Genomic DNA, 19,437 nt, shown 5'->3' on the forward strand with positions numbered 1-19,437 from the left:
CTGATCCCTCAACCGTTTTCGTCATGGTCCAGTTCCACATCCAGGACCTGACCGTTAAAAAAGTCGGCAAAGCGCTTCACCTTTTCATCCATGATTGAAGGGGGACTCACCTCCGCAGGTGAGGGCGGAGTCGGCGAGCCTATGGATTGGGCACCCGGCCCAGGGACCTCTGCTGAAAGGACGCTGGGAGCTGCTGAGCTTGCCGCTGAGGTTGTCGCTGTGGTTGCACCTGACGATCTTGCTGGTGGTGAGCTGGTTGTGGCCTCTGCGACCGGAGTGATGGGCGGTGCTTGCACAGCTGGCATCACGACGGGCGATGGAGATGCTGGTGTTGGTTGAGACGGCTTTGGTTGAGGAGGGGTTGGTTGAGACGGTGTTGCTGGTGCAGCGGAGGGCGTCGAGGCCATCGGGGCTGCACCGCCATGGTTTTCCAAGACCAGTTGCCGATTTCCGCCAATCGAACGTTTGATCGCTTGCTCCAGCAAGCTGGCCCGGCTTTGCACCATGCCCATCCAATTTCCAGCCACCTGCACCACAGCGCGATGGGGATCGAGACGGACGAGTTGCGCTTGCTGTGACAGCAGCATCCGGGTGGAGGGGAGCTCGAGACTGGCGAGAATCTGTTGCCACAGTTCAGGCAGATTGTGACTGTCAGGGGCCGGCTCTGGCTCTGATGGGGGCGCTGAGGCTGGCGTAGGAGCAGCTTCTGAGCTGACGACCGGTTGGGGGCTTGTATTCGGAAGGCTGATGGGTGGTGCTGGTGCTTTAGCGGCTGGAGCTGTGCTGGCCACCGGGGGAGTGCTGACGACGGCAGCGCTACTTGTTGGCCTGCTCACCGCCGCCACAGACGGGGCTTTGGCAATGGGGAGCTCGGCGTCAGCAAGCAGGCCTAGGAGCAACACTTCCAGCCACAACCTTGGTTGCACGCTTTGACGCAGTTGCTGTTCGCTGCCCTTGAGTTGGGCTTGCCAGTGCAGGAGTCGCTGCCGGCCTAGGCGTTGTGCGAGGGCAGGCAACTGCTCTCGAAATTGCGGGGAGACCCCGGTGAGCTCTGGGCGGTCCGGTGCAACAGCCATCAACACCAGGTCGCGCAAAATGCCTGCCAACCCTTGCAGCACGGCTCCGGGATCCCGGCCACGATCCAGCAGGCGTCTGCTCGCCTCGAGCAGCGTGAGAGGCTCTCCCTCCGCAAGCGCCTCAGCGAGGTTGAGAAGCTCTTGCTCTGGAACTGCTCCTAATAGGTCCCAGACCGCATCGGCTTTGATCGGTCCTGGAAGGAGACTGAGCTGATCGAGAAGACTTTCTGCGTCGCGCAGGCCGCCTTGGGCGCGTTGGGCCACCACATGCAGCGCCTCTTGTTGGATCGGAATCGACTCCTGTTCGGCAATCCAGGCCAGGTGCTTGTTCAAAGCCTCCAGTGGAATGCGCCTGAAGTCAAAGCGTTGGCAGCGACTCAGGATCGTGGGCAGGACCCGTTGGGGATCGGTTGTGGCCAACACGAACACCACCTGTGGCGGTGGTTCTTCCAAGGTTTTAAGCAGCGCATTAAACGCTGCTGTGGAGAGCATGTGGCACTCATCCACCACGTACACCTTCCAGCGCGCTTGCACAGGGGCGAACCTGGAGCGTTCAATCAGATCGCGAATGTTGTCGACACCGGTGTTGGAGGCGGCATCGATCTCGATCACATCGAGCGCCGTGCCTCGCGCAATCGTTGTGCAGAGCTCACAAGTCCCGCAGGGCTGGGGTGTTGGGCCGTCGTGGCTCAGACAGTTGAGTGAGCGCGCCAGAATCCTGGCGCTGGAAGTTTTGCCGGTTCCGCGTGGGCCGCTGAATAAGTAGGCCGGGGCAATGCGTCCGGAGGTGAGGGCATGGCCGAGTGTGGCGGCAATCGCCTCCTGGCCTACCAGCTGGTCAAAACGTTGAGGACGGTATTTGTGATGCAGCGGCTGATAGGCCTGACTCATGCACTACCCGCAAGACGTTGAGGCTACTCAGCTTGATCGCTGATGGAAGGCCCATGTTGCTCGTTGAGCAAATCGCTGATCCGTTGCTCGAGTTCTTCCACGGCTGCGAGTTCATCGGCGAGGCTTTGCCCAGCTTTGAGCAGCTTTCGGCCCTGTCCTCCATAGCGATCGCTGGCGCCACTGTTAGGGCCGCCGCGAATCCACCCCTCTGCCTGCTCAAGAGTCCCCTCCAGTTGGTTGAGCAAGCTTTGACGAAGCTTTTTGAGCTGCAAAAGGCCGCGGCGAGCGCGATCTCGAGACTGTTCATTGACCAACCCCCGCTTGAGGAGCAATCGGAGTCCTGTGAGAAGCGCTGCGGGCATCATCTGGCCTAAGGCCAGAGCGCCGAGGCTGGTGGTGTGCAGGAAGTTTTCCACTTGTCCGCTCTGATGACGGCCGGTTTTGCACCAGCTGGCGAAGTGTTCGCAGTTGTTGAAGAGCAGGTTGTAGCGCTGTTCGCCGATGCGACTCATCGCGCGCCTCAACGTGACGCCTGCTGGAGATGGATGGTCGTGCTCAACAACGCTGGTTTCTAACCCGCGTTTGAACTCCTCCAACGGACTGCGCAGAATTTCACGTCCCTCGAGGTAATGGGCGATGGTGCCATCTCCCAGATCGATGCCGTGATGCAGAAATAGACCGTGTTGGCGTGGAACTGAAAGATGGTCAGCGGCAGCCATTCACTACGAGACAACATCAATTTGTTTTATCGCAATAACAGGGAAATCAGGGAGGTTGGCACCAGGGAGTTCAGGGAGTTCAGGAAGTTGAGGAAGTTCAGGGAAGCCAGGAATAGCCATGGGAAGGGTTTGCAGGATTTGGAGTGTTTGCTGGGACTGTTGTGTCCGCTGAACCCAAGATGTTCTGAAAAGAGGAATGAGTTGTTGATCGAGATCTCAAATAGCTGTGAGATTGATCACAGGTGAAGAGGAGTGTTTGTTTTGAGAGGTGTTTCAAGTGAATTGAAGTGAATTGGGATCGGGATGTGAGATGTATTTGCAAGCAATAAAAAAGCCCCACCTGAGGAGGAGGGGCAGAGGGGATGGATGAGGTGTTTGTTGTCGGGGTTAGTTCAAGCCGACTCTTTCTGTTTGTGCTGATTGGTGCCGGGGAGGGGAAGAACTTTGCCACCGGTGTGTTCTTCGACCATCGCTTTGGTGATCGTGAAAGCAGTCACGGTTTGATCGGAGGGCAGCTCGTACATCAGGTCTAGCATCAACTCCTCCACGATGCCGCGCAGGGCGCGGGCGCCGGTTTTGCGCCGGTGGGCTTCTTTGGCGATTGCCTCAACGGCCTGGGATTCGAAGTCCAGTTGCACGTTGTCCATGCTCAAGAGCGTGCTGAATTGCTTCACCAGGGCATCGCGTGGCTCGGTGAGGATCGATTCGAGTGCGTGCTCGTCTAGGGGTTCGAGCACAGCGCTCACCGGCATGCGCCCAATGAACTCGGGGATGAGGCCGTACTTAACCAGGTCATCGGGTTCGAGATGACGCAGCACCTGGGCCGCTTGGATATCGCGGGTGGCGCGGTTGCGACCTCGTCCATCATTCGGCACAAAGCCGATCGCATTGCGGCCCATGCGCTTCTGCACTACGTCATCCAGGCCGACGAAGGCTCCACCACAAATGAACAGGATTTGGCTCGTATCGATTTGGATGCAGTCCTGGTAGGGATGCTTGCGTCCGCCTTGAGGGGGCACGTTGGCCACGGTGCCTTCCAGCATTTTCAGAAGGGCTTGTTGAACGCCTTCCCCAGACACATCGCGGGTGATCGAGGGGTTTTCGCTTTTGCGAGCGATTTTGTCGATTTCATCGATGTAGATGATCCCTCGCTGGGCCTGTTCCACATCCATATCGGCTTTCTGCAGCAGCCTTAGCAGGATGTTTTCAACGTCTTCTCCGACGTAACCAGCCTCGGTGAGGGTGGTGGCATCGGCAACGGCGAAGGGCACATCCAGCATTTCTGCCAGGGTCTGGGCCAGCAGGGTTTTGCCGCAGCCGGTGGGGCCGATGAGCAGGATGTTGCTCTTGTGCAGCCGGGTGGCGGTTTGGGCGGCTTCGCCTTGACCATCGCCCTGCCAGGCAAGGCGTTTGTAGTGGTTGTAGACGGCGACAGACATCACTTTCTTGGCCGCCTCCTGACCGACGACTTGTTCGTCGAGGAAGCCTTTGATCTCTTGGGGTTTGGGGATCGTGGCCAGGGTTGGAGCCGGTTTGCTGGTTTTGCGCGTGCCGCCGGCAGCTGCTTTCTTAGAAGGCTCGGCGCCGTGGCGGGGATTGCCCTGCGCGTCGATCAGCTCTTCATCAAGAATCTCGTTACAGAGATCGATGCATTCATCACAGATATAAACGCCAGGACCCGCGATTAGTTTGCGCACCTGCTCCTGGGACTTTCCGCAGAAAGAGCACTTCAGATGGGCGTCAAATTTGGCCATCGGGCTCTGGACACATCAAACGAAAAGACAGAACCGGTCGGAGTGGGATCGGACTGGATACGTAGGATCGTGGGGAAAGTGGGCTGTGTCAGCCCCCCGTAATGATTCCTTCGCCTCCGAGGTTGTCCACAACGCGATCGATCAAGCCGTATTCAACCGCTTCTGCTGGAGAAAGGAAGTAGTCCCGTTCAGTGTCTTCGGTGATTTTCGCGAGCGGCTGGCCGGTATGGTCCGCCATCAGGCCGTTCAGGGTTTCCTTAAGAAATAAAATTTCCTGCGCCATGATCTCGATGTCCACGGCCTGACCTTGAGCACCACCCAAGGGTTGGTGAATCATGATCCTGGCGTTGGGAAGGGCGAGGCGCTTGCCTTTGCAGCCTCCGCTCAGCAGAAACGCTCCCATGGAGGCGGCGAGTCCGTAGCAGATGGTGACCACGTCTGGCGCTACTTGCTGCATGGTGTCGTAGATCGCCAACCCTGCAGTGATCGAGCCACCAGGTGAATTGATGTACACCTGAATATCTTTTTCAGGATCTTCCGCTTCTAGAAACAGAAGTTGAGCCACCAGAGCATCCGCTACCTGGTCGTTCACGTCGGTTCCGAGAAAGATGATTCTCTCCCTGAGTAGACGGGAATAAATATCAAAGGAGCGTTCACCCCTCCCGGACTGCTCCACCACCGTGGGAACCCCAGGAGAGGCCAATGGGGTGTGAGCTGAAACGGGAAGGGTTCCTCGCCAGCGGTTTTCGATCGGGTGGTGGCTGCGGGCGTTGATCACGCGGCGGCGGGCAGGAGGACAGATGAATGCAATCTATGGGCGCCGATCAGGCATCGGTGGCGCTTGGCTTGTCCTTTTCAGGTGCCTTTTCGCTCACGGTGCTGTTTTCTTCCAGCCAGCCGAGCAGTTTTTCTTGAAGAAGATCCTCGATCACGGCTTGACGGAGACGGTTGGGGTCGATGTCGCGCTCACCGGACAGTTGGGCGGTGACCTCCTTCACTTTGGCGTCAATCTCTGGATCCTCGAGCTTGAGGCTTTCCGCTTCTGCCAGGGCCGAGAGGGCAAGACTGCGGCGCAAGCGCTCCTCCGCTTCTGGGCGTGAGGTTTCCATCAAGTTGCGGACGAGGTCAGGAGTGAACAGGGATTTCACATCCATGCCCTGTTGGGAGAATTGCGCTGCGGTTTGTTCCACCAGGTTGCGCACCTCCTGTTGCACCAGGGTTTCGGGCAGTTCCACCTCGAGTTGCTCGACGAGAGCAGCGAGCAGGGCGTCGCGTCGATTGCTGGTGGTACGCCGCTCAGCGTCGTCCTTTAAACGCTTTTCAAGGTCAGAGCGGAGCTCGGCCAAGGTTTCCTGCTCGCTGGCCTGTTTCGCGAAGTCGTCATTCAGGTCGGGCAGTTCCCTGGTCTTGAGATCCTTCAGTTCGATTTCGAAGCTGGCCTTGCGTCCGCGCGCATCCTCTTTGGGGTAGTCATCAGGAAAATTGCAGGCCACTGTTTTGCTGTCACCCACCTTCATGCCCACAACGCCTTCGATGAAGCCGGGGATCATGCGGCCGTGCTCGAGATCCACATCCATCGACTCGGAGCTGCCACCTTCAATCTCGCTGCCGTCGTCGCTGTAGGTGCCTTTAAAACCCACCACAGCGATGTCGCCTTCTGCAGCCTTGCGGCCCTCAACTGGCACCACGGTGGCGAGTTGTCGACGCGACTGCTCGAGCATTTCATCCACTTTTGAGGCATCGAAGCTGACGCTTTCCGCTTCCGCTTTCAGCCCCTTGGTGGTTTTCAGGGTTGGAGTGGGAGCAACATCGGCTTCAAAGGTGACCGAGAGGGGCTTTCCAGGCTCAAAGGACTCCAGCAAGGCTTCGTAGCCGCCATCAACTTCGGGTTGGCCAAGGGCTTCAATCGTCTCCTGTTTGATGGTGTCCCGCCAGATGCCGTCCACGAGGTTCTCGAGCGCTGTGGCGCGAATGCGCAGTCCGCCCAGTTGTTGCACGAGAACGGAGCGAGGCACCTTGCCTTTGCGGAATCCAGGCAAATTCACGCTGCGGCTCAGCTGTGAGATCGCCGCTTCGTAACTGGCCTTGCAGCGTTCGGCAGGAATCGCTACCTCAACGGCCAGACGGCTGCCTGGGCGGGCTGTGGAGGTGACCTTCAGGCTGGCGGCACTCATCGGCGAGGTTTAAGAGCAGACCCAACACCTTAATTAAGTGCGAGACCTTTGCCATCCGCGTAAGGTGGTTGGATCGCTATAGCAACTCCCTGAGACGTCACGACGTCATTACAAGGTCAGGGATCGATGCATTGAGTGGCATGTAGCCACGGCTAACACCAGATTTCGTTCCAGTTTTCATTCGTTTGATTTCCGCCGCGCCATTTCCCAACCGACCACTCACCGTTGCGGTGCTGGGTGCCAGTGGTGCCGTGGGTCAAGAGCTTCTTCAGCTTCTTGAAGAACGGAATTTTCCGGTCTCTGAACTGCGTCTTCTAGCGTCCGCTCGCTCTGCTGGCAGTCGCTGCTCGTGGAAGGGGCAGGAGCTTGTGGTCCAAGAGACCACAGCCCAAGCCTTCGAGGGCGTTGATTTGGTGCTTGCCTCGGCAGGCGGCTCGGTGTCAAAGGCTTGGCGCGACGCCATTGTGGCGTCGGGAGCCGTGATGGTGGACAACTCGAGCGCGTTTCGGATGGAAGACGGTGTGCCTCTTGTGGTTCCCGAGGTGAATCCAAGTGCAGCGCATCAGCATCAAGGCGTGATCGCGAATCCCAACTGCACCACCATTCTGTTGAGCTTGGCGTTGGCGCCGCTGGCGTCGCGCCGACCCCTGCGTCGCGTGGTGGTGAGCACCTATCAATCGGCGAGTGGTGCCGGTGCCCGGGCCATGGATGAGCTTCGCGATCTCTCCCGGGTGGTGCTGGATGGAGGCACCCCTACCAGTGAGGTGTTGCCCCATTCGCTTGCGTTCAATCTTTTTCTGCACAACTCCCCTCTGCAGCCCAATGGCTACTGCGAAGAGGAGCTGAAGATGGTGAATGAAACCCGCAAGATCATGGGGATCCCTGATTTGCGCTTTACAGCGACGTGCGTGCGGGTCCCTGTGTTGCGCGCTCACTCAGAAGCGGTCAATGTGGAATTCCATGAGCCGTTCTCTGTAGAGGAGGCCCGTTCACTGCTGGCTTCTGCTCCTGGTGTTGAGTTACTCGACGATTCCGCCCACAACCGCTTCCCCATGCCCACCGATGTAACCGGTCGAGACCCGGTGATGGTGGGGCGGATTCGTCAGGACATCAGTGAGCCGAACGCGCTCGAGTTTTGGCTATGTGGTGATCAGATTCGTAAAGGTGCCGCTCTGAACGCCATTCAAATCGCCGAATTGCTTCTTCCTTCTGTTTGACCTGTATGAGCACTGCTGCTGAACTTTCTCCCACTCCATTTGGCCGACTGTTGACGGCCATGGTGACCCCTTTCGATGCTGAGGGACGCGTGGATTTGGCCTTGGCAGGTCGTTTGGCTCGTCACCTTGTTGAGGAAGGTTCAGAGGGACTGGTGGTTTGTGGCACCACGGGTGAATCGCCAACCCTGAGCTGGCAGGAGCAAGTGAAGATGCTGGAGGCGGTTCGTCAAGCCGTTGGACCTGGCGTGAAGGTGCTTGCAGGCACGGGCAGTAACAGCACCAGTGAAGCGGTGAAGGCCACGCGAGAAGCGGCCGAGGCTGGCGCTGACGGTGCTCTCGTGGTTGTGCCCTACTACAACAAGCCTCCCCAAGATGGCTTGGAAGCGCATTTTCGAGCAATTGCGACGGCGGCTCCCGAGCTACCGCTGATGCTTTACAACGTGCCTGGACGGACTGGAACGAGCCTGGCTCCAGCGACGGCCGCTCAATTGATGGACTGCGCCAATGTGGTGAGCTTCAAGGCAGCCAGCGGTTCGATTGAAGAAATCACCGAGCTGCGCTTGGCCTGTGGACCTCGCCTCGCCGTCTATAGCGGTGATGACGGCTTGCTCTTGCCGATGTTGTCCGCTGGTGCTGTCGGCGTGGTGAGTGTGGCCAGCCATGTTGTTGGCAGGCGTTTGCGCCACATGATTGATGCCTTTCTCAGCGGTCAGAACGCTGTTGCCCTTGGTCAACACGAGCAGTTAACGCCGCTCTTCCAGGCCCTCTTTGCCACCTCCAACCCCATCCCTGTGAAAGCTGCACTCGAGCTGAGTGGATGGCCCGTCGGTGCTCCTCGTCTTCCCCTACTCCCCCTTAATTCAGCCATGCGCGATTCCTTAGCCGACCTTCTCACTGCCCTGCGTCAGACCTGACGCTCCGGCTGCCAATTCAGATTTTTCCCTTTTTTAAATTCCTTCGCGAGATCTATTGATGACATCCACTCTCTCTAAAACCAAGCAGGCCTGTCTCCGTGTGATTCCACTCGGTGGCTTGCATGAAATCGGCAAGAACACCTGCGTGTTCGAGTACGGCGATGACCTGATGCTGGTGGATGCCGGCTTGGCATTCCCCAGTGATGGCATGCATGGGGTAAATGTGGTGATGCCTGACACCAGCTTCCTGCGTGAAAACCAGAGCCGGATTCGGGGCATGATCGTCACCCACGGCCACGAAGATCACATCGGTGGCATCGCGCACCATCTCAAGAATTTCGATATTCCAGTGATTTATGGGCCGCGTCTGGCCCTATCCATGCTCACCGGAAAAATGGATGAGGCCGGTGTGACCGATCGCACCACCCTTCAGACCGTGGGTCCCAGAGACGTCGTGAAGGTGGGTCAGCACTTCTCGGTGGAGTTCATTCGCAACACCCACTCGATGGCCGACAGCTTTTCGCTGGCGATCACCACTCCGGTGGGCACTGTGATTTTCACCGGTGATTTCAAGTTTGATCACACCCCTGTGGATGGCGAGCACTTCGACTTGGCCCGGCTAGCCCATTACGGCGATCAGGGTGTGCTGTGCCTGTTTAGTGACTCCACCAATGCGGAGGTTCCTGGTTATTGCCCTCCTGAACGATCGGTGTTCCCCAACCTGGATCGCCACATCGCGGAAGCGGAAGGACGGGTGATCATCACCACGTTCGCCAGTTCGATTCATCGGGTGTCGATGATTCTTGAGCTGGCGCTCAAAAATGGCCGCAAGGTGGGTCTGCTTGGGCGTTCCATGCTCAACGTGATCGCTAAAGCCCGTGAACTCGGCTACATGCGTGCCCCGGACGAGCTGTTTGTGCCGATCAAACAGATCAACGATGTGCCTGATCGCGAGACGCTGTTGCTGATGACCGGAAGCCAGGGAGAGCCCCTTGCTGCTTTGAGCCGGATTTCACGGGGTGATCACCCTCAAGTGAAGGTGAAGACCTCAGACACGATCATCTTTTCTGCGAGCCCGATCCCGGGCAACACCATCTCCGTGGTGAACACGATCGATAAGTTGATGATCTTGGGCGCCAAGGTGGTCTACGGCAAAGGCGAAGGCATTCATGTGTCAGGCCATGGCTTCCAGGAAGATCAGAAGCTGATGTTGGCGCTCACCCGTCCGAAATATTTCGTGCCTGTGCATGGTGAGCACCGCATGTTGGTGAAGCATGCCCGCACTGGCCATTCCATGGGTGTGCCAGAAGACAACACGCTGATCATCAACAACGGAGATGTCGTTGAGCTCACTCCGGATTCCATGCGCAAAGGCGATCCTGTGAAAGCAGGCATCGAGCTGCTTGATCAGTCCCGCAATGGCATCGTTGATGCGCGCGTGCTGAAGGAGCGTCAACAGCTTGCCGTGGATGGCATCGTGACGATCCTCGCGGCGATCAGTACCGATGGGGCGATGGTGGCTCCACCACGGGTCAACTTGCGGGGTGTCGTGACCACCGCGGATGCGCGCAAGATGTCGCTGTGGACGGAACGCGAAATCAAGTGGGTGCTTGAAAATCGCTGGAAGCAGCTCTGCCGCAATGTGGAAGGCTCTTCTCCTGAAGTGGATTGGATGGGCGTTCAGCGCGAAGTGGAAGTGGGCCTAGGTCGGCGCATGCGCCGTGAGATGCAAGTGGAGCCCTTGATTCTTTGTCTGGTTCAACCGGCACCTGGTGGCACACCGGTGTACAAGGGCCGCGCTGATGCAGAGCCTGACACCCGTCCGTCATCCCGCGGGCGCGGTGCTCGTCATGGCGGTCCCGGCCGCGACAGTGGCAATGGCCATGTTCGGCGTGATCGCAATGCGGCACCGGCTCGGGTGGTGCCCTCCCGTGTGATTGGAACACCAGCCCCTGCAGCGGCAGGGTCAGCTCCAGCAGCAGTGACTCCAGCACCGGCTCCAGCTCCCGCGAAAGAGCCTGTTGCAGCGGCAGTGGTTGTGACCAGTGCTCCAGAGCCGGAGATGCCAGCTGGACGCACCCGTCGTCGTCGTTCAGCGGCGGCTTAGGGAACGCCAGGCCATCGCCAATCGCTTCTGCAAGGGGAGCGATGTTGGCTGGTCGTCATCAGCGGCTTGTGCTGATGACGACCCAAGTTGGCGACTTTGCTTTAGGTGCACGCGCAGCAGTCCGGCCTCCAAGCGCTTTGGGTTGGAATCAAAGGCTCCTGAAAGCGATGGCGTTAAAGCCTGCGCTGGAGCTTCTTCCAAGCTCACTGGCTGTTCAGATCGCTCTTGAGCGCTGTCCAGCTCCCTTCGCGGCGGCGCATTTGTTTTCGTAGCCGTCTTTGTCTTTGTCTTCAGCCAGGGCATGGCCGTTTCGACTGGTTTAGCTGCTGGCTTTTCAGCTGCTGGTTTCTCTGCTGCTGCGCGTTGATCTCCCGCCGCGGGCGTTGAGCTGGTGTTCAAAAAGGGATCACGGATGAGAGCGTCGCTGGCTGGCTGGCTTGATTGGTTTTCAAAGGGCACGGATGCCGGCTCTTCTTCTGCAGCAGCAGGCGCCGACACAGCAACATCAATGACAGGTGAGCGCTCCAGGGATTCGTTGAGGCCTTGTTGAGCAAGTTCGCGCAGTGTGTCTGGCGGTTCGCTGGCGAGCACAAGCCGGTAAAACTCTGCGCTCTGGCCCACATCATCCTTTCCATAAAGGTGAATGTGACCGAGCAACAGGGCCACAAAGGCTCTCCAGGCCAGGGTTGCATCCCGTTCCGCCCCTGAGGCGGGAAGCGGCTCCAGTTTTCCCAGCAGGGGACGCGCCAAGTCGTCGGCTTTGTCGAACTCACTGGCGCTGTAGGCCTGCTCAGCGGCGACGTATTGCTCCTGAAAATCAGCGTCCAAACGAGGTTGTTATGGCTTGTTCACCAGTTGTACCGAGTCGCGGGTCCATTGCAGAGTCTTGTGCCCTGGCAAAGAGCGGCTCCCGGGGGGGCGGCCAGGGCCAATGGCCCAACTCAGGGTGTCGAGTTGGCTGGCGGAGAGGCTGTCAACGCCTTGTTGTTGCAACCAATGATGGAGCAAGAGCCGACGGCTGGCTTCTGGCAACACCTTGAGTGCGTTGCGTTTCAGGCCGCATTCACAACGCAGCTGTTCAAGGGCCAATGTGGCGAGGGTGTGTTGGTTGTCCTCTACTTGAGACACGCGCTCGCTGAGTTGGGAGATGCGTTGGCTGCAGCCTGGATGCAACTCCTCCAGTACCGGAAGCACCTCGTTGCGGATGCGGTTGCGGCTGAAGTCCGGATTGGTATTCGATGGATCAAGCCAAATGGGCAGTTTCAAGTCCTGGCAGATCTGGGCGGTGTCGTTTCGGCTGAAGCTCAAAAGGGGGCGCACTAGCCGAGGGCCGCTGGGGTCATTGTTTTGGAGTGGTCTGATCGGCCGCAAGCTGCCAAGGCCGGCGAGATCCGTTCCTCGGGCCAACTGCAAGAGCAATGTTTCAGCGCGGTCGCTTGCGGTGTGAGCGGTCAGAACCGTGAAGCAGCGCAGCTGCTGGCTGAGGGCGGCAAGTTCTTGGTAACGCCAAGAGCGGGCGCTGGCCTCTGTTTGCGTGTTGTTCTTTGTGTTGCGGCTGATCTGAAGATCCAGCTCCTGGCCTTGGCACCATGCCTTGAGTTCGGAGGCCATGGTTGCTGATTGATCGTGCCAACCATGGTCGCCGTGCCATAGCTGCAAGTGCCAATGGTGCAGATGTTGAAGCCCCTGAAGCAGGCCGAGTAAGGCCATCGAGTCCTGACCGCCGGAGAGGGCAATCAGCAAGGTTGTCCCATCTGGCAGCAGCGTTGGCTGCCTCAGCAGTTGGCGGTGAAGCGTGTCGTGCCAAGCCAACCAGGATGAGCAGGCAGCCATGGTGTGGCCAGCGCGTGAAACAACTCAGAATTGATCTTGCCCGTTCTCAGGCGGGATCACACGTGCGGTGTGAGAATGATGGAACCTGATTTCGCTGGGATGACCCGCCTTTCTCTGCTGCCCGCTGAGCTTCGCCGCAGCCTGGAGCAGCGTTGCGCACTCAAGGTGATCGCCGGTTTGATGAATTTCGATCCAGCCAAGGTGGCGATGGTGGCGGCTGCCGCTGGTCGCGGTGGTGCCGATTTGATTGATGTGGCCTGCGATGCGGAGCTTGTCAAACTGGCGATCGAGGCCTCCGCTGGCGTGCCTGTGTGTGTGTCTGCGGTGGATCCCGAGCTGTTTCCTGCCGCTGTGGCTGCTGGTGCGGCCATGGTGGAGATTGGCAACTACGACGCCTTTTATCCCCACGGCCGCATCTTTGATGCCGCTGAAGTGCTGGCGATCACCCGCCGAACCCGCGAGCTGCTTCCCGACGTGGTGATGAGCGTGACCGTGCCCCATGTGCTGCCGCTGGATCAGCAAGAGCAGTTGGCTGTGGATTTAGTGGCAGCTGGTGCTGATCTGATCCAAACCGAAGGCGGCACCAGCGCCAAGCCATTCAGCGCTGGCAGCCTTGGTTTGATTGAGAAAGCAGCTCCCACCTTGGCCGCCTCCCACAGCATTCGTGCTGCCTTGCATCAGGCCGAGTGCCCTGTGCCCGTGCTCTGCGCCTCTGGATTGTCTGCCGTCACCGTGCCGATGGCGATTGCATCTGGCGCTTCTGGTGTGGGAGTGGGATCGGCGGTGAATCGCCTCAACGATGAGCTGGCGATGACCGCTATGGTGTGCGCTCTGCGCGAAGCCCTTGGCAGCCCGATTGCCAGTCGCGTTTGATTTAGGCGGAGCCGATTACCACGATCTGGTGCTTTGAGGCCCTTGGCACCAGATCATGTGTGATCCTTCGGTCAAATGTCACCAGGCAGCCGTCGTTGGCAACGGCGACGGCGAGGAGGTAGGCGTCTGTGATTTGTCTTGGACCAAGCAAGCTCGCCCAGTCCAAATGGTTGGAGTCCAACAGGCTGATTCCTCCTTCCCAGAATTGATGGCTGGGATGGGAGCACGCCTCCGCAAGCCTCGCTGCAATTGCAGCTGTTGTTTGATGGTTAGGGAAAGAAGGTTGGGACATGATCCTGATTACGCCGTTTTGAGTGACAGGACAACTGGCCCAGCCATCGGCTTGATGCTGGGCGAGCCAGGTGCATGCTGCCCCGTTCATGGCGTGCTTGGCGTCAAGCAGAGCGATGATCACGTTGATGTCAAGAAGGGCGCGCATCAGACCCCAAATTGATCACGCAGTTGATTCACTTGGTCATTGCTCACGACCTGAGAATCTGTGTTGCTGAAGGGCCGAAACCCACAGGGGGAGGTATGGATTGATTGGGCGTCTTGAGGCGAATGGCCTTGGGTGAGGGCCTGGCGGAGCAGGCTCGAGACCACCTGCCCTGCCGTAGTTTTCTGTTGACGAGCGAGGTCTTTTGCGGCTTGCAACAGATCGTCGTCAATTTCGAGAGTGGTTCGCATCAGATGATGTGATGTAAGCGCATCACATCATTTTAAGGGTTGCTCCTTGGGTTGAGCACAGCTTCTGGGAGTTCCTACTTTGTTTTTAGTGATGCACTGATCGTGATGGGAACGCTTGGCTGGTTGCTGCAATGGCCGATTCGAGCCCTCGTGTTGCTTGTCGTGGCAGCACTACCCCTTGGAGTGGAACTGGCCAGCTTTGGTACGGCTCTTTGGGCAGCGGTGCTCATTGGCTTGTTGGGCACGCTGCTGATCCTGCCGCTCAAGTTGGTGTTGGGGCCTGTTTGGGCGATTACCTCGCTGGGTGGTTTGATCTCGCCGGTGTCGTTTCTGTTCAACTGGATCATCGCGGTCATCTTGTTTGGCTTAGCCGCTTGGCTGATTCAAGGCTTTCGCCTCAAGAACGGTTTGATCAGTGCTGTTTTGGGTGCCGTTGTGTACAGCGTGATTAGTGCTGTGGTTTTGCGTGCCCTTGGCATCGCTGATGTGGACTTCACTCGCGCCGCTTTGCTCGGATCCTTTGCGTAAGTTGTTGCCTTTTTTGTTCCCTCTCAGCGTGTTGCTGATCGGAGGCTGGCGCCTGAGTGTGAGCTCTGATTCCACACGGCCAGCGCTTAACCAGGTTGCTGTGCCAAACGAGCTGGGCGCCCTGCCTGATTACAGCGCTGCTCCTCCAGGTGACCGGATCACCTGTAAGCAGAATCCCAAGCTGGATCAAGCCCTTTTGCTTGAGGGACAGAGGCTCGGCATCCGCGTGGTGGCCGGTCAGCCGGAACTGGTAGGAAAAGATGCCACCTACCGCGCCGAGCATGGCCGCCTTGGCACCATCACCTTGAAGCAACGGCCGATGAGCGCTGAGGTGCGTTGCATGTTGATTAGCCATGAATTCATTCACGTGCTCCAGCACCTATCTGCGGATCTAAAGGGAGTGCCGCCTTTGGGGTGGGATGTGTCACCCCAGGGGATCCAGCGCTTTGGATCGATTCAGGAGGCGGAGGCCTATCGCCATCAAAATCATGCCGGTCATGTGCTCCAGTTGCTTCGAGCAACGCCAGTACCTTGATCAACCCCCAGGGACTTCTAGACGGCTAATCCCTTTGCGAACGTTCGCAAAAAAGCCAATGCATTGGAGTCGTAATCTGTACGCATTATTCTTTGTGCCACATGTACTCGGTACCCGATTCTGCTCCGCAAGAAGATAAGGCAATCTGTGAATTGATGAATCGAGGATTTGATCCTCAGAAGTTATTTAGAGCTGCTTATACTTTTTATGGCTTCAGTCTGGAACAGAAGATGTCCGCAGGTTTGCCAGTTGTCGTTCGTTCTGGACTGTTTGAAGGAATGACTCTATATCCAAAGTCATTGGCGTCTCAGTTGCTTCCTAAGTGCCAGGGAACTTATGAGAAAGAGGTTCAAGATTTTTTGCATGAGTACTGCTCAGATTCTGATGTTTTTATTGATATTGGCTGTGCGGAAGGGTTTTATCTTTCAGGAGTGGCTCGCTGGGCCAAGATCCCATGTATGGGGATTGATATTGATCCAAGATCAGCAGAAGCAGTACGTTTTGTGGCAGAGGCCAATGGCGTTGCTGAGTTGGTGTCGTTTTCGCCTGATATGAATAATCTTATGCCCTTTCTGAGGGGCTCAATTGCTTGTCTTGTCGATGTGGATGGTTCCGAAATCCCAGTATTGAAATCGCTTTTGTCGCTGATGTCGGTATCAAGTACACTTTCAACTGTTAATCTTTTGGTTGAAACTGATAATCAGGGATCGGGTGTACAAAATACACCTGAATTGGTAAAACTTCTTTGCCAGCAAGGCTTTAGCGTTCAGTCTATTTTAAAGCAAAATCCAGCTAATCGATTCGTCGGAGTTCAGTCTGAAATGTCGTTTATGGAGCAGGTAGTGCGAGGGGCCGAGGGACGTCCGGGAGGGCAAGCTTGGATTTTTGCAACACGGCGATTTAGCTAGGTGTGATGGCCTACGAAGCATTTTTATCCGTCTGCTTGGCGTCCTCTTTTGTATTGTTGATCATGAATAAGTAGGCGTTTGCCTATTGATGAGGAGTCGCGAGCGATTGCCGAACATTATGCATGCTCTTGTTAAAAGGGCTTAATCGCTTTGATTGTGATTTGCAGCTCTTTGACGACATTCCACTTCTCGTGTGAATACACTGAAAGTTCCTCGTCGCTAATACTGCCGTTTTCTTTTTTTTGCGCCCAATGGTTGTCGTAGACCTGTATCGCTTTGATGACTTCCAAATTAACATTCATGTCATAGGCGATCATTGAATAATTTGCCCTTTTCTTGATCCATTCATCGTTTTGGGCTTTTGACATCATCTGAAAGGTTAATAATGTGAATGCACGCACATGTGTTGGATCACTCCAGAAGGTGTCGTGCCTGAAGTGCGGGATATGAATTTCGATAGTTCCTTGATTTGCAGTGATTCTGTAAAGCTCTTGCATAATTGCTTTAAAGCTGCTGTAGCTCTGACCCACATGCTCTAAAACGTGTTTTAGTAAAATGTGTTGATATGCGTTATCTCTAAATGCCCAGGGTGTTTCTTCGATATTGATTAAGACATCTGGCTTGCATGCTTGGAAGCTATCGGCGTTGAGATACCCATCTCGATGGTCAAATCCGCAGCCAAGATTGAGTTTGTTCACTGGTTTGCAGCATTAAGTCTCAACAATAGCTTTCTTCCTGCTGCTTAATGATCCTTGGCCTCGTGTTGAGTGGAAGTTGTTCTCTTGTTAGGGCTGTCATTTTAAAGATCAGATGTATAAATAAATCAGTTGTGTTTTGGCGCCTGAGGGGGTTGCTGCAGCTTTAGTCCTGCTGAAGAGGCATGCAGTACTTGCTTTTAGCGATTCGAGAAAAGCGGCCTAGAGCACAGCGCATTGTGAGCTTCTGCTTTCAAGTGGTTCGGCAAATTGTCATTGGTTTTAGCCCATTGTCTGTTCAAGCCAGGCCAGTCATAGCGGCCTGGTTCAGAAAGGGTGCGCATTAGTGCAACAGCAACCCTCTTCCCGGCCATATGCTGAAGCGCCAGCGTGTGGCATGTGATCCCTCATTACAAGCTCACGGCTCCCTACGAGCCGAAAGGGGATCAACCCACAGCGATCGCCAAATTGGTAGAGGGCGTGAATGGAGGAGAGCGTTATCAAACGCTTCTAGGCGCCACGGGTACGGGTAAGACATTCACGATGGCCAATGTGATCGCCCAAACCGGCCGCCCGGCTTTGGTATTGGCCCACAACAAAACGTTGGCAGCCCAGCTTTGCAATGAGCTGCGGGAGTTTTTCCCGCATAATGCTGTTGAATATTTTATCTCCTATTACGACTACTACCAGCCGGAAGCCTATGTTCCGGTGAGTGATACCTATATCGCTAAAACAGCATCAATTAACGAAGAAATCGACATGCTGCGTCACTCTGCAACGCGGTCTCTGTTTGAACGTCGCGACGTAATTGTGGTGGCTTCAATTAGTTGTATTTATGGGCTCGGAATTCCAAGCGAATATCTCAAGGCGGCGGTGCCGTTCAAGGTGGGAGAAAACTTAGATTTACGCGGATCATTGCGCGATTTGGTGAACAACCAGTACAGCCGCAACGACACGGAAGCTGGCCGTGGACGGTTTCGTGTTAAAGGAGACGTGCTCGAAATCGGTCCGGCCTATGACGATCGCTTGGTGCGGATTGAATTGTTTGGTGATGAGGTGGAGGCCATTCGCTATGTGGATCCAACCACCGGTGAAATTCTTCAAAGCTTGGAGGCTATTAGCATTTATCCGGCTAAACACTTTGTGACACCAAAAGAGCGTCTGAATGATGCTGTGAAGGCTATTCGTGGTGAGCTGAAAGAGCGGCTGGAGTTTTTAAATGGAGAAGGCAAGTTGCTCGAGGCTCAACGCTTAGAACAACGCGCTACCTATGACCTGGAGATGTTGCAACAAATCGGTTATTGCAATGGAGTTGAGAACTACGCCCGTCATTTGGCTGGCCGTGAGCCTGGATCTGCGCCGGAATGCCTGATTGATTACTTCCCAGATGATTGGTTGTTAATCGTGGATGAAAGCCACGTGACCTGCTCCCAACTTCTGGCGATGTACAACGGTGACCAGGCCCGTAAAAAGGTATTGATTGACCATGGTTTTCGACTGCCCAGTGCTGCCGACAACCGTCCACTCAAGTCTGAGGAATTTTGGAGCAAGGCTAAGCAGACCGTGTTTGTGAGTGCGACCCCTGGAAACTGGGAAATGGAGGTCAGTGAGGGCCAGATCGCAGAACAGGTGATCCGCCCTACGGGTGTGCTGGACCCGATCGTGGAGGTGCGGCCTACCACTGGACAAGTGGATGATTTGTTGGGAGAGATTCGTGAGCGTGCGTCCAAGAACCAGCGGGTGCTGGTGACGACGCTCACCAAGCGGATGGCGGAAGACCTGACGGATTACTTGGCTGAAAATAAAGTTCGCGTGCGCTACCTGCACTCCGAGATTCACTCGATTGAACGGATCGAGATCATTCAGGATCTACGCCTGGGTGAATACGACGTGCTCGTTGGCGTGAATTTGTTGCGCGAAGGATTGGATTTGCCCGAGGTTTCGTTGGTGGCGATTCTTGATGCCGATAAAGAAGGCTTCCTGCGGGCTCAGCGCTCCTTGATTCAAACGATCGGCCGTGCAGCCCGGCATGTGGAAGGTAAAGCCTTGCTTTATGCCGAGAACATGACCGACTCCATGGCTAAGGCGATTGAAGAAACCGAGCGCCGCCGCACCATTCAGCACATCTACAACGAAAAGCACGGGATTACCCCCACCGCTGCAGGCAAGAAAGCCAGCAATTCCATTCTCAGTTTTCTGGAGCTGTCACGCAAACTCAAAGCTGATGGCCCGGATGCAGATTTGGTGAAAGTGGCTGGAAAGGCGGTTCAAGCCTTAGAGGAAGACAGCGATGGCTTGGCACTCGATGCCCTTCCTGAGCTCATCGATCAACTTGAGCTGAAGATGAAAGAGTCAGCCAAGAAGCTCGACTTTGAGGAAGCGGCCAACTTGCGAGACCGGATCAAGAAGTTGCGTCAGAAACTGGTGGGTAGCAACAGATGATCAAGCTCCAGAAAATTAGGCCTCAAGGGGAGATTCTGTGCACTGCGCTGGATGGCAGGCATCACAGCGCCAAAGATGGGATTA

At 56.3% G+C, this 19,437-nt stretch carries 18 protein-coding genes; 8 read left to right on the forward strand and 10 right to left on the reverse strand.

Features of this window, described 5'->3' with window-relative positions; genetic code table 11:
- Positions 1-8: 8 nt before the first annotated feature.
- The 5 genes from DXY38_RS07845 to tig all read right to left on the reverse strand — a co-directional run bounded on the left by DXY38_RS07845 (position 9) and on the right by tig (position 6,614).
- Complete coding sequence (locus DXY38_RS07845; protein WP_115071156.1) at positions 9-1,967, reverse strand: DNA polymerase III subunit gamma/tau; 1,959 nt, start codon at positions 1,965-1,967, stop codon at positions 9-11.
- 23 nt (positions 1,968-1,990) lie between these two features.
- Positions 1,991-2,686, reverse strand: coding sequence for a lecithin retinol acyltransferase family protein (locus DXY38_RS07850; RefSeq protein WP_115071157.1), 696 nt, complete (start codon positions 2,684-2,686; stop codon positions 1,991-1,993).
- A 392-nt stretch (positions 2,687-3,078) separates the two neighbouring features.
- Complete coding sequence (gene clpX, locus DXY38_RS07860; protein ID WP_115071159.1) at positions 3,079-4,440, reverse strand: ATP-dependent protease ATP-binding subunit ClpX; 1,362 nt, start codon at positions 4,438-4,440, stop codon at positions 3,079-3,081.
- Between the two features lie 88 nt (positions 4,441-4,528).
- Positions 4,529-5,218, reverse strand: coding sequence for an ATP-dependent Clp endopeptidase proteolytic subunit ClpP (gene clpP, locus DXY38_RS07865; protein ID WP_006855018.1), 690 nt, complete (start codon positions 5,216-5,218; stop codon positions 4,529-4,531).
- Between the two features lie 46 nt (positions 5,219-5,264).
- Positions 5,265-6,614 (reverse strand): trigger factor, encoded by a 1,350-nt coding sequence (gene tig / locus DXY38_RS07870; RefSeq protein WP_115071160.1) that lies wholly within the window; start codon positions 6,612-6,614, stop codon positions 5,265-5,267.
- A gap of 185 nt (positions 6,615-6,799) precedes the next feature.
- Between tig and DXY38_RS07875 the strand changes: the two genes are divergently transcribed.
- The 3 genes from DXY38_RS07875 to DXY38_RS07885 are packed head-to-tail and all read left to right on the forward strand — an operon-like array spanning position 6,800 to position 10,852.
- Entirely contained in the window at positions 6,800-7,831 is a 1,032-nt protein-coding gene (locus tag DXY38_RS07875; RefSeq protein WP_115071161.1) for an aspartate-semialdehyde dehydrogenase, read from the forward strand.
- A gap of 5 nt (positions 7,832-7,836) precedes the next feature.
- A complete protein-coding gene (dapA, locus tag DXY38_RS07880) occupies positions 7,837-8,745 on the forward strand; it encodes a 4-hydroxy-tetrahydrodipicolinate synthase (protein WP_115071162.1) in 909 nt (302 codons plus the stop codon).
- Positions 8,746-8,803: 58 nt separating this feature from the next.
- Positions 8,804-10,852: a ribonuclease J gene (locus tag DXY38_RS07885; RefSeq protein ID WP_115071163.1), complete on the forward strand. Its 2,049-nt coding sequence runs from the start codon at positions 8,804-8,806 to the stop codon at positions 10,850-10,852.
- Here the strand turns inward: DXY38_RS07885 and DXY38_RS07890 are convergent.
- On the reverse strand, positions 10,838-11,680 hold the full coding sequence (locus DXY38_RS07890; protein ID WP_115071164.1) for a hypothetical protein: 843 nt from the start codon (positions 11,678-11,680) through the stop codon (positions 10,838-10,840). The two genes, DXY38_RS07885 and DXY38_RS07890, sit on opposite strands and share 15 nt — an antisense overlap.
- Positions 11,681-11,689: 9 nt before the next feature.
- Complete coding sequence (gene tilS / locus DXY38_RS07895; protein ID WP_115071165.1) at positions 11,690-12,685, reverse strand: tRNA lysidine(34) synthetase TilS; 996 nt, start codon at positions 12,683-12,685, stop codon at positions 11,690-11,692.
- Positions 12,686-12,784: 99 nt separating this feature from the next.
- Here tilS and DXY38_RS07900 point away from each other — a divergent pair, with 99 nt between their 5' ends.
- Positions 12,785-13,558 carry a DUF561 domain-containing protein gene (locus tag DXY38_RS07900; protein WP_115071270.1) on the forward strand — a complete coding sequence of 258 codons (774 nt, stop codon included), beginning with the start codon at positions 12,785-12,787 and terminating at the stop codon, positions 13,556-13,558.
- Position 13,559: 1 nt separating this feature from the next.
- Here DXY38_RS07900 and DXY38_RS07905 read toward each other — a convergent pair whose 3' ends face one another.
- Entirely contained in the window at positions 13,560-13,997 is a 438-nt protein-coding gene (locus DXY38_RS07905; RefSeq protein WP_115071166.1) for a TA system VapC family ribonuclease toxin, read from the reverse strand.
- Positions 13,997-14,245 carry a hypothetical protein gene (locus DXY38_RS07910; RefSeq protein ID WP_115071167.1) on the reverse strand — a complete coding sequence of 83 codons (249 nt, stop codon included), beginning with the start codon at positions 14,243-14,245 and terminating at the stop codon, positions 13,997-13,999. The genes DXY38_RS07905 and DXY38_RS07910 overlap by 1 nt, the downstream gene beginning before the upstream one ends.
- 105 nt (positions 14,246-14,350) lie before the next feature.
- On the opposite strand from DXY38_RS07910, the gene DXY38_RS07915 reads away from it, so the two are divergent.
- From DXY38_RS07915 to DXY38_RS07925, 3 genes are all read left to right on the forward strand, one after another.
- On the forward strand, positions 14,351-14,773 hold the full coding sequence (locus DXY38_RS07915; RefSeq protein ID WP_115071271.1) for a phage holin family protein: 423 nt from the start codon (positions 14,351-14,353) through the stop codon (positions 14,771-14,773).
- Positions 14,730-15,308 carry a hypothetical protein gene (locus DXY38_RS07920; protein ID WP_244279054.1) on the forward strand — a complete coding sequence of 193 codons (579 nt, stop codon included), beginning with the start codon at positions 14,730-14,732 and terminating at the stop codon, positions 15,306-15,308. Before DXY38_RS07915 ends, DXY38_RS07920 begins: the two co-directional genes overlap by 44 nt.
- A gap of 101 nt (positions 15,309-15,409) precedes the next feature.
- Positions 15,410-16,216 carry a hypothetical protein gene (locus DXY38_RS07925; protein ID WP_115071169.1) on the forward strand — a complete coding sequence of 269 codons (807 nt, stop codon included), beginning with the start codon at positions 15,410-15,412 and terminating at the stop codon, positions 16,214-16,216.
- Between the two features lie 131 nt (positions 16,217-16,347).
- Here DXY38_RS07925 and DXY38_RS07930 read toward each other — a convergent pair whose 3' ends face one another.
- Entirely contained in the window at positions 16,348-16,914 is a 567-nt protein-coding gene (locus DXY38_RS07930; protein ID WP_115071170.1) for a hypothetical protein, read from the reverse strand.
- Between the two features lie 399 nt (positions 16,915-17,313).
- Between DXY38_RS07930 and uvrB the strand changes: the two genes are divergently transcribed.
- Positions 17,314-19,353: an excinuclease ABC subunit UvrB gene (uvrB, locus tag DXY38_RS07935; RefSeq protein WP_115071272.1), complete on the forward strand. Its 2,040-nt coding sequence runs from the start codon at positions 17,314-17,316 to the stop codon at positions 19,351-19,353.
- Positions 19,354-19,437: the final 84 nt, after the last annotated feature.

This window comes from Synechococcus sp. UW179B (assembly GCF_900474245.1).
In the GTDB taxonomy this organism is placed as follows: domain Bacteria; phylum Cyanobacteriota; class Cyanobacteriia; order PCC-6307; family Cyanobiaceae; genus Synechococcus_C.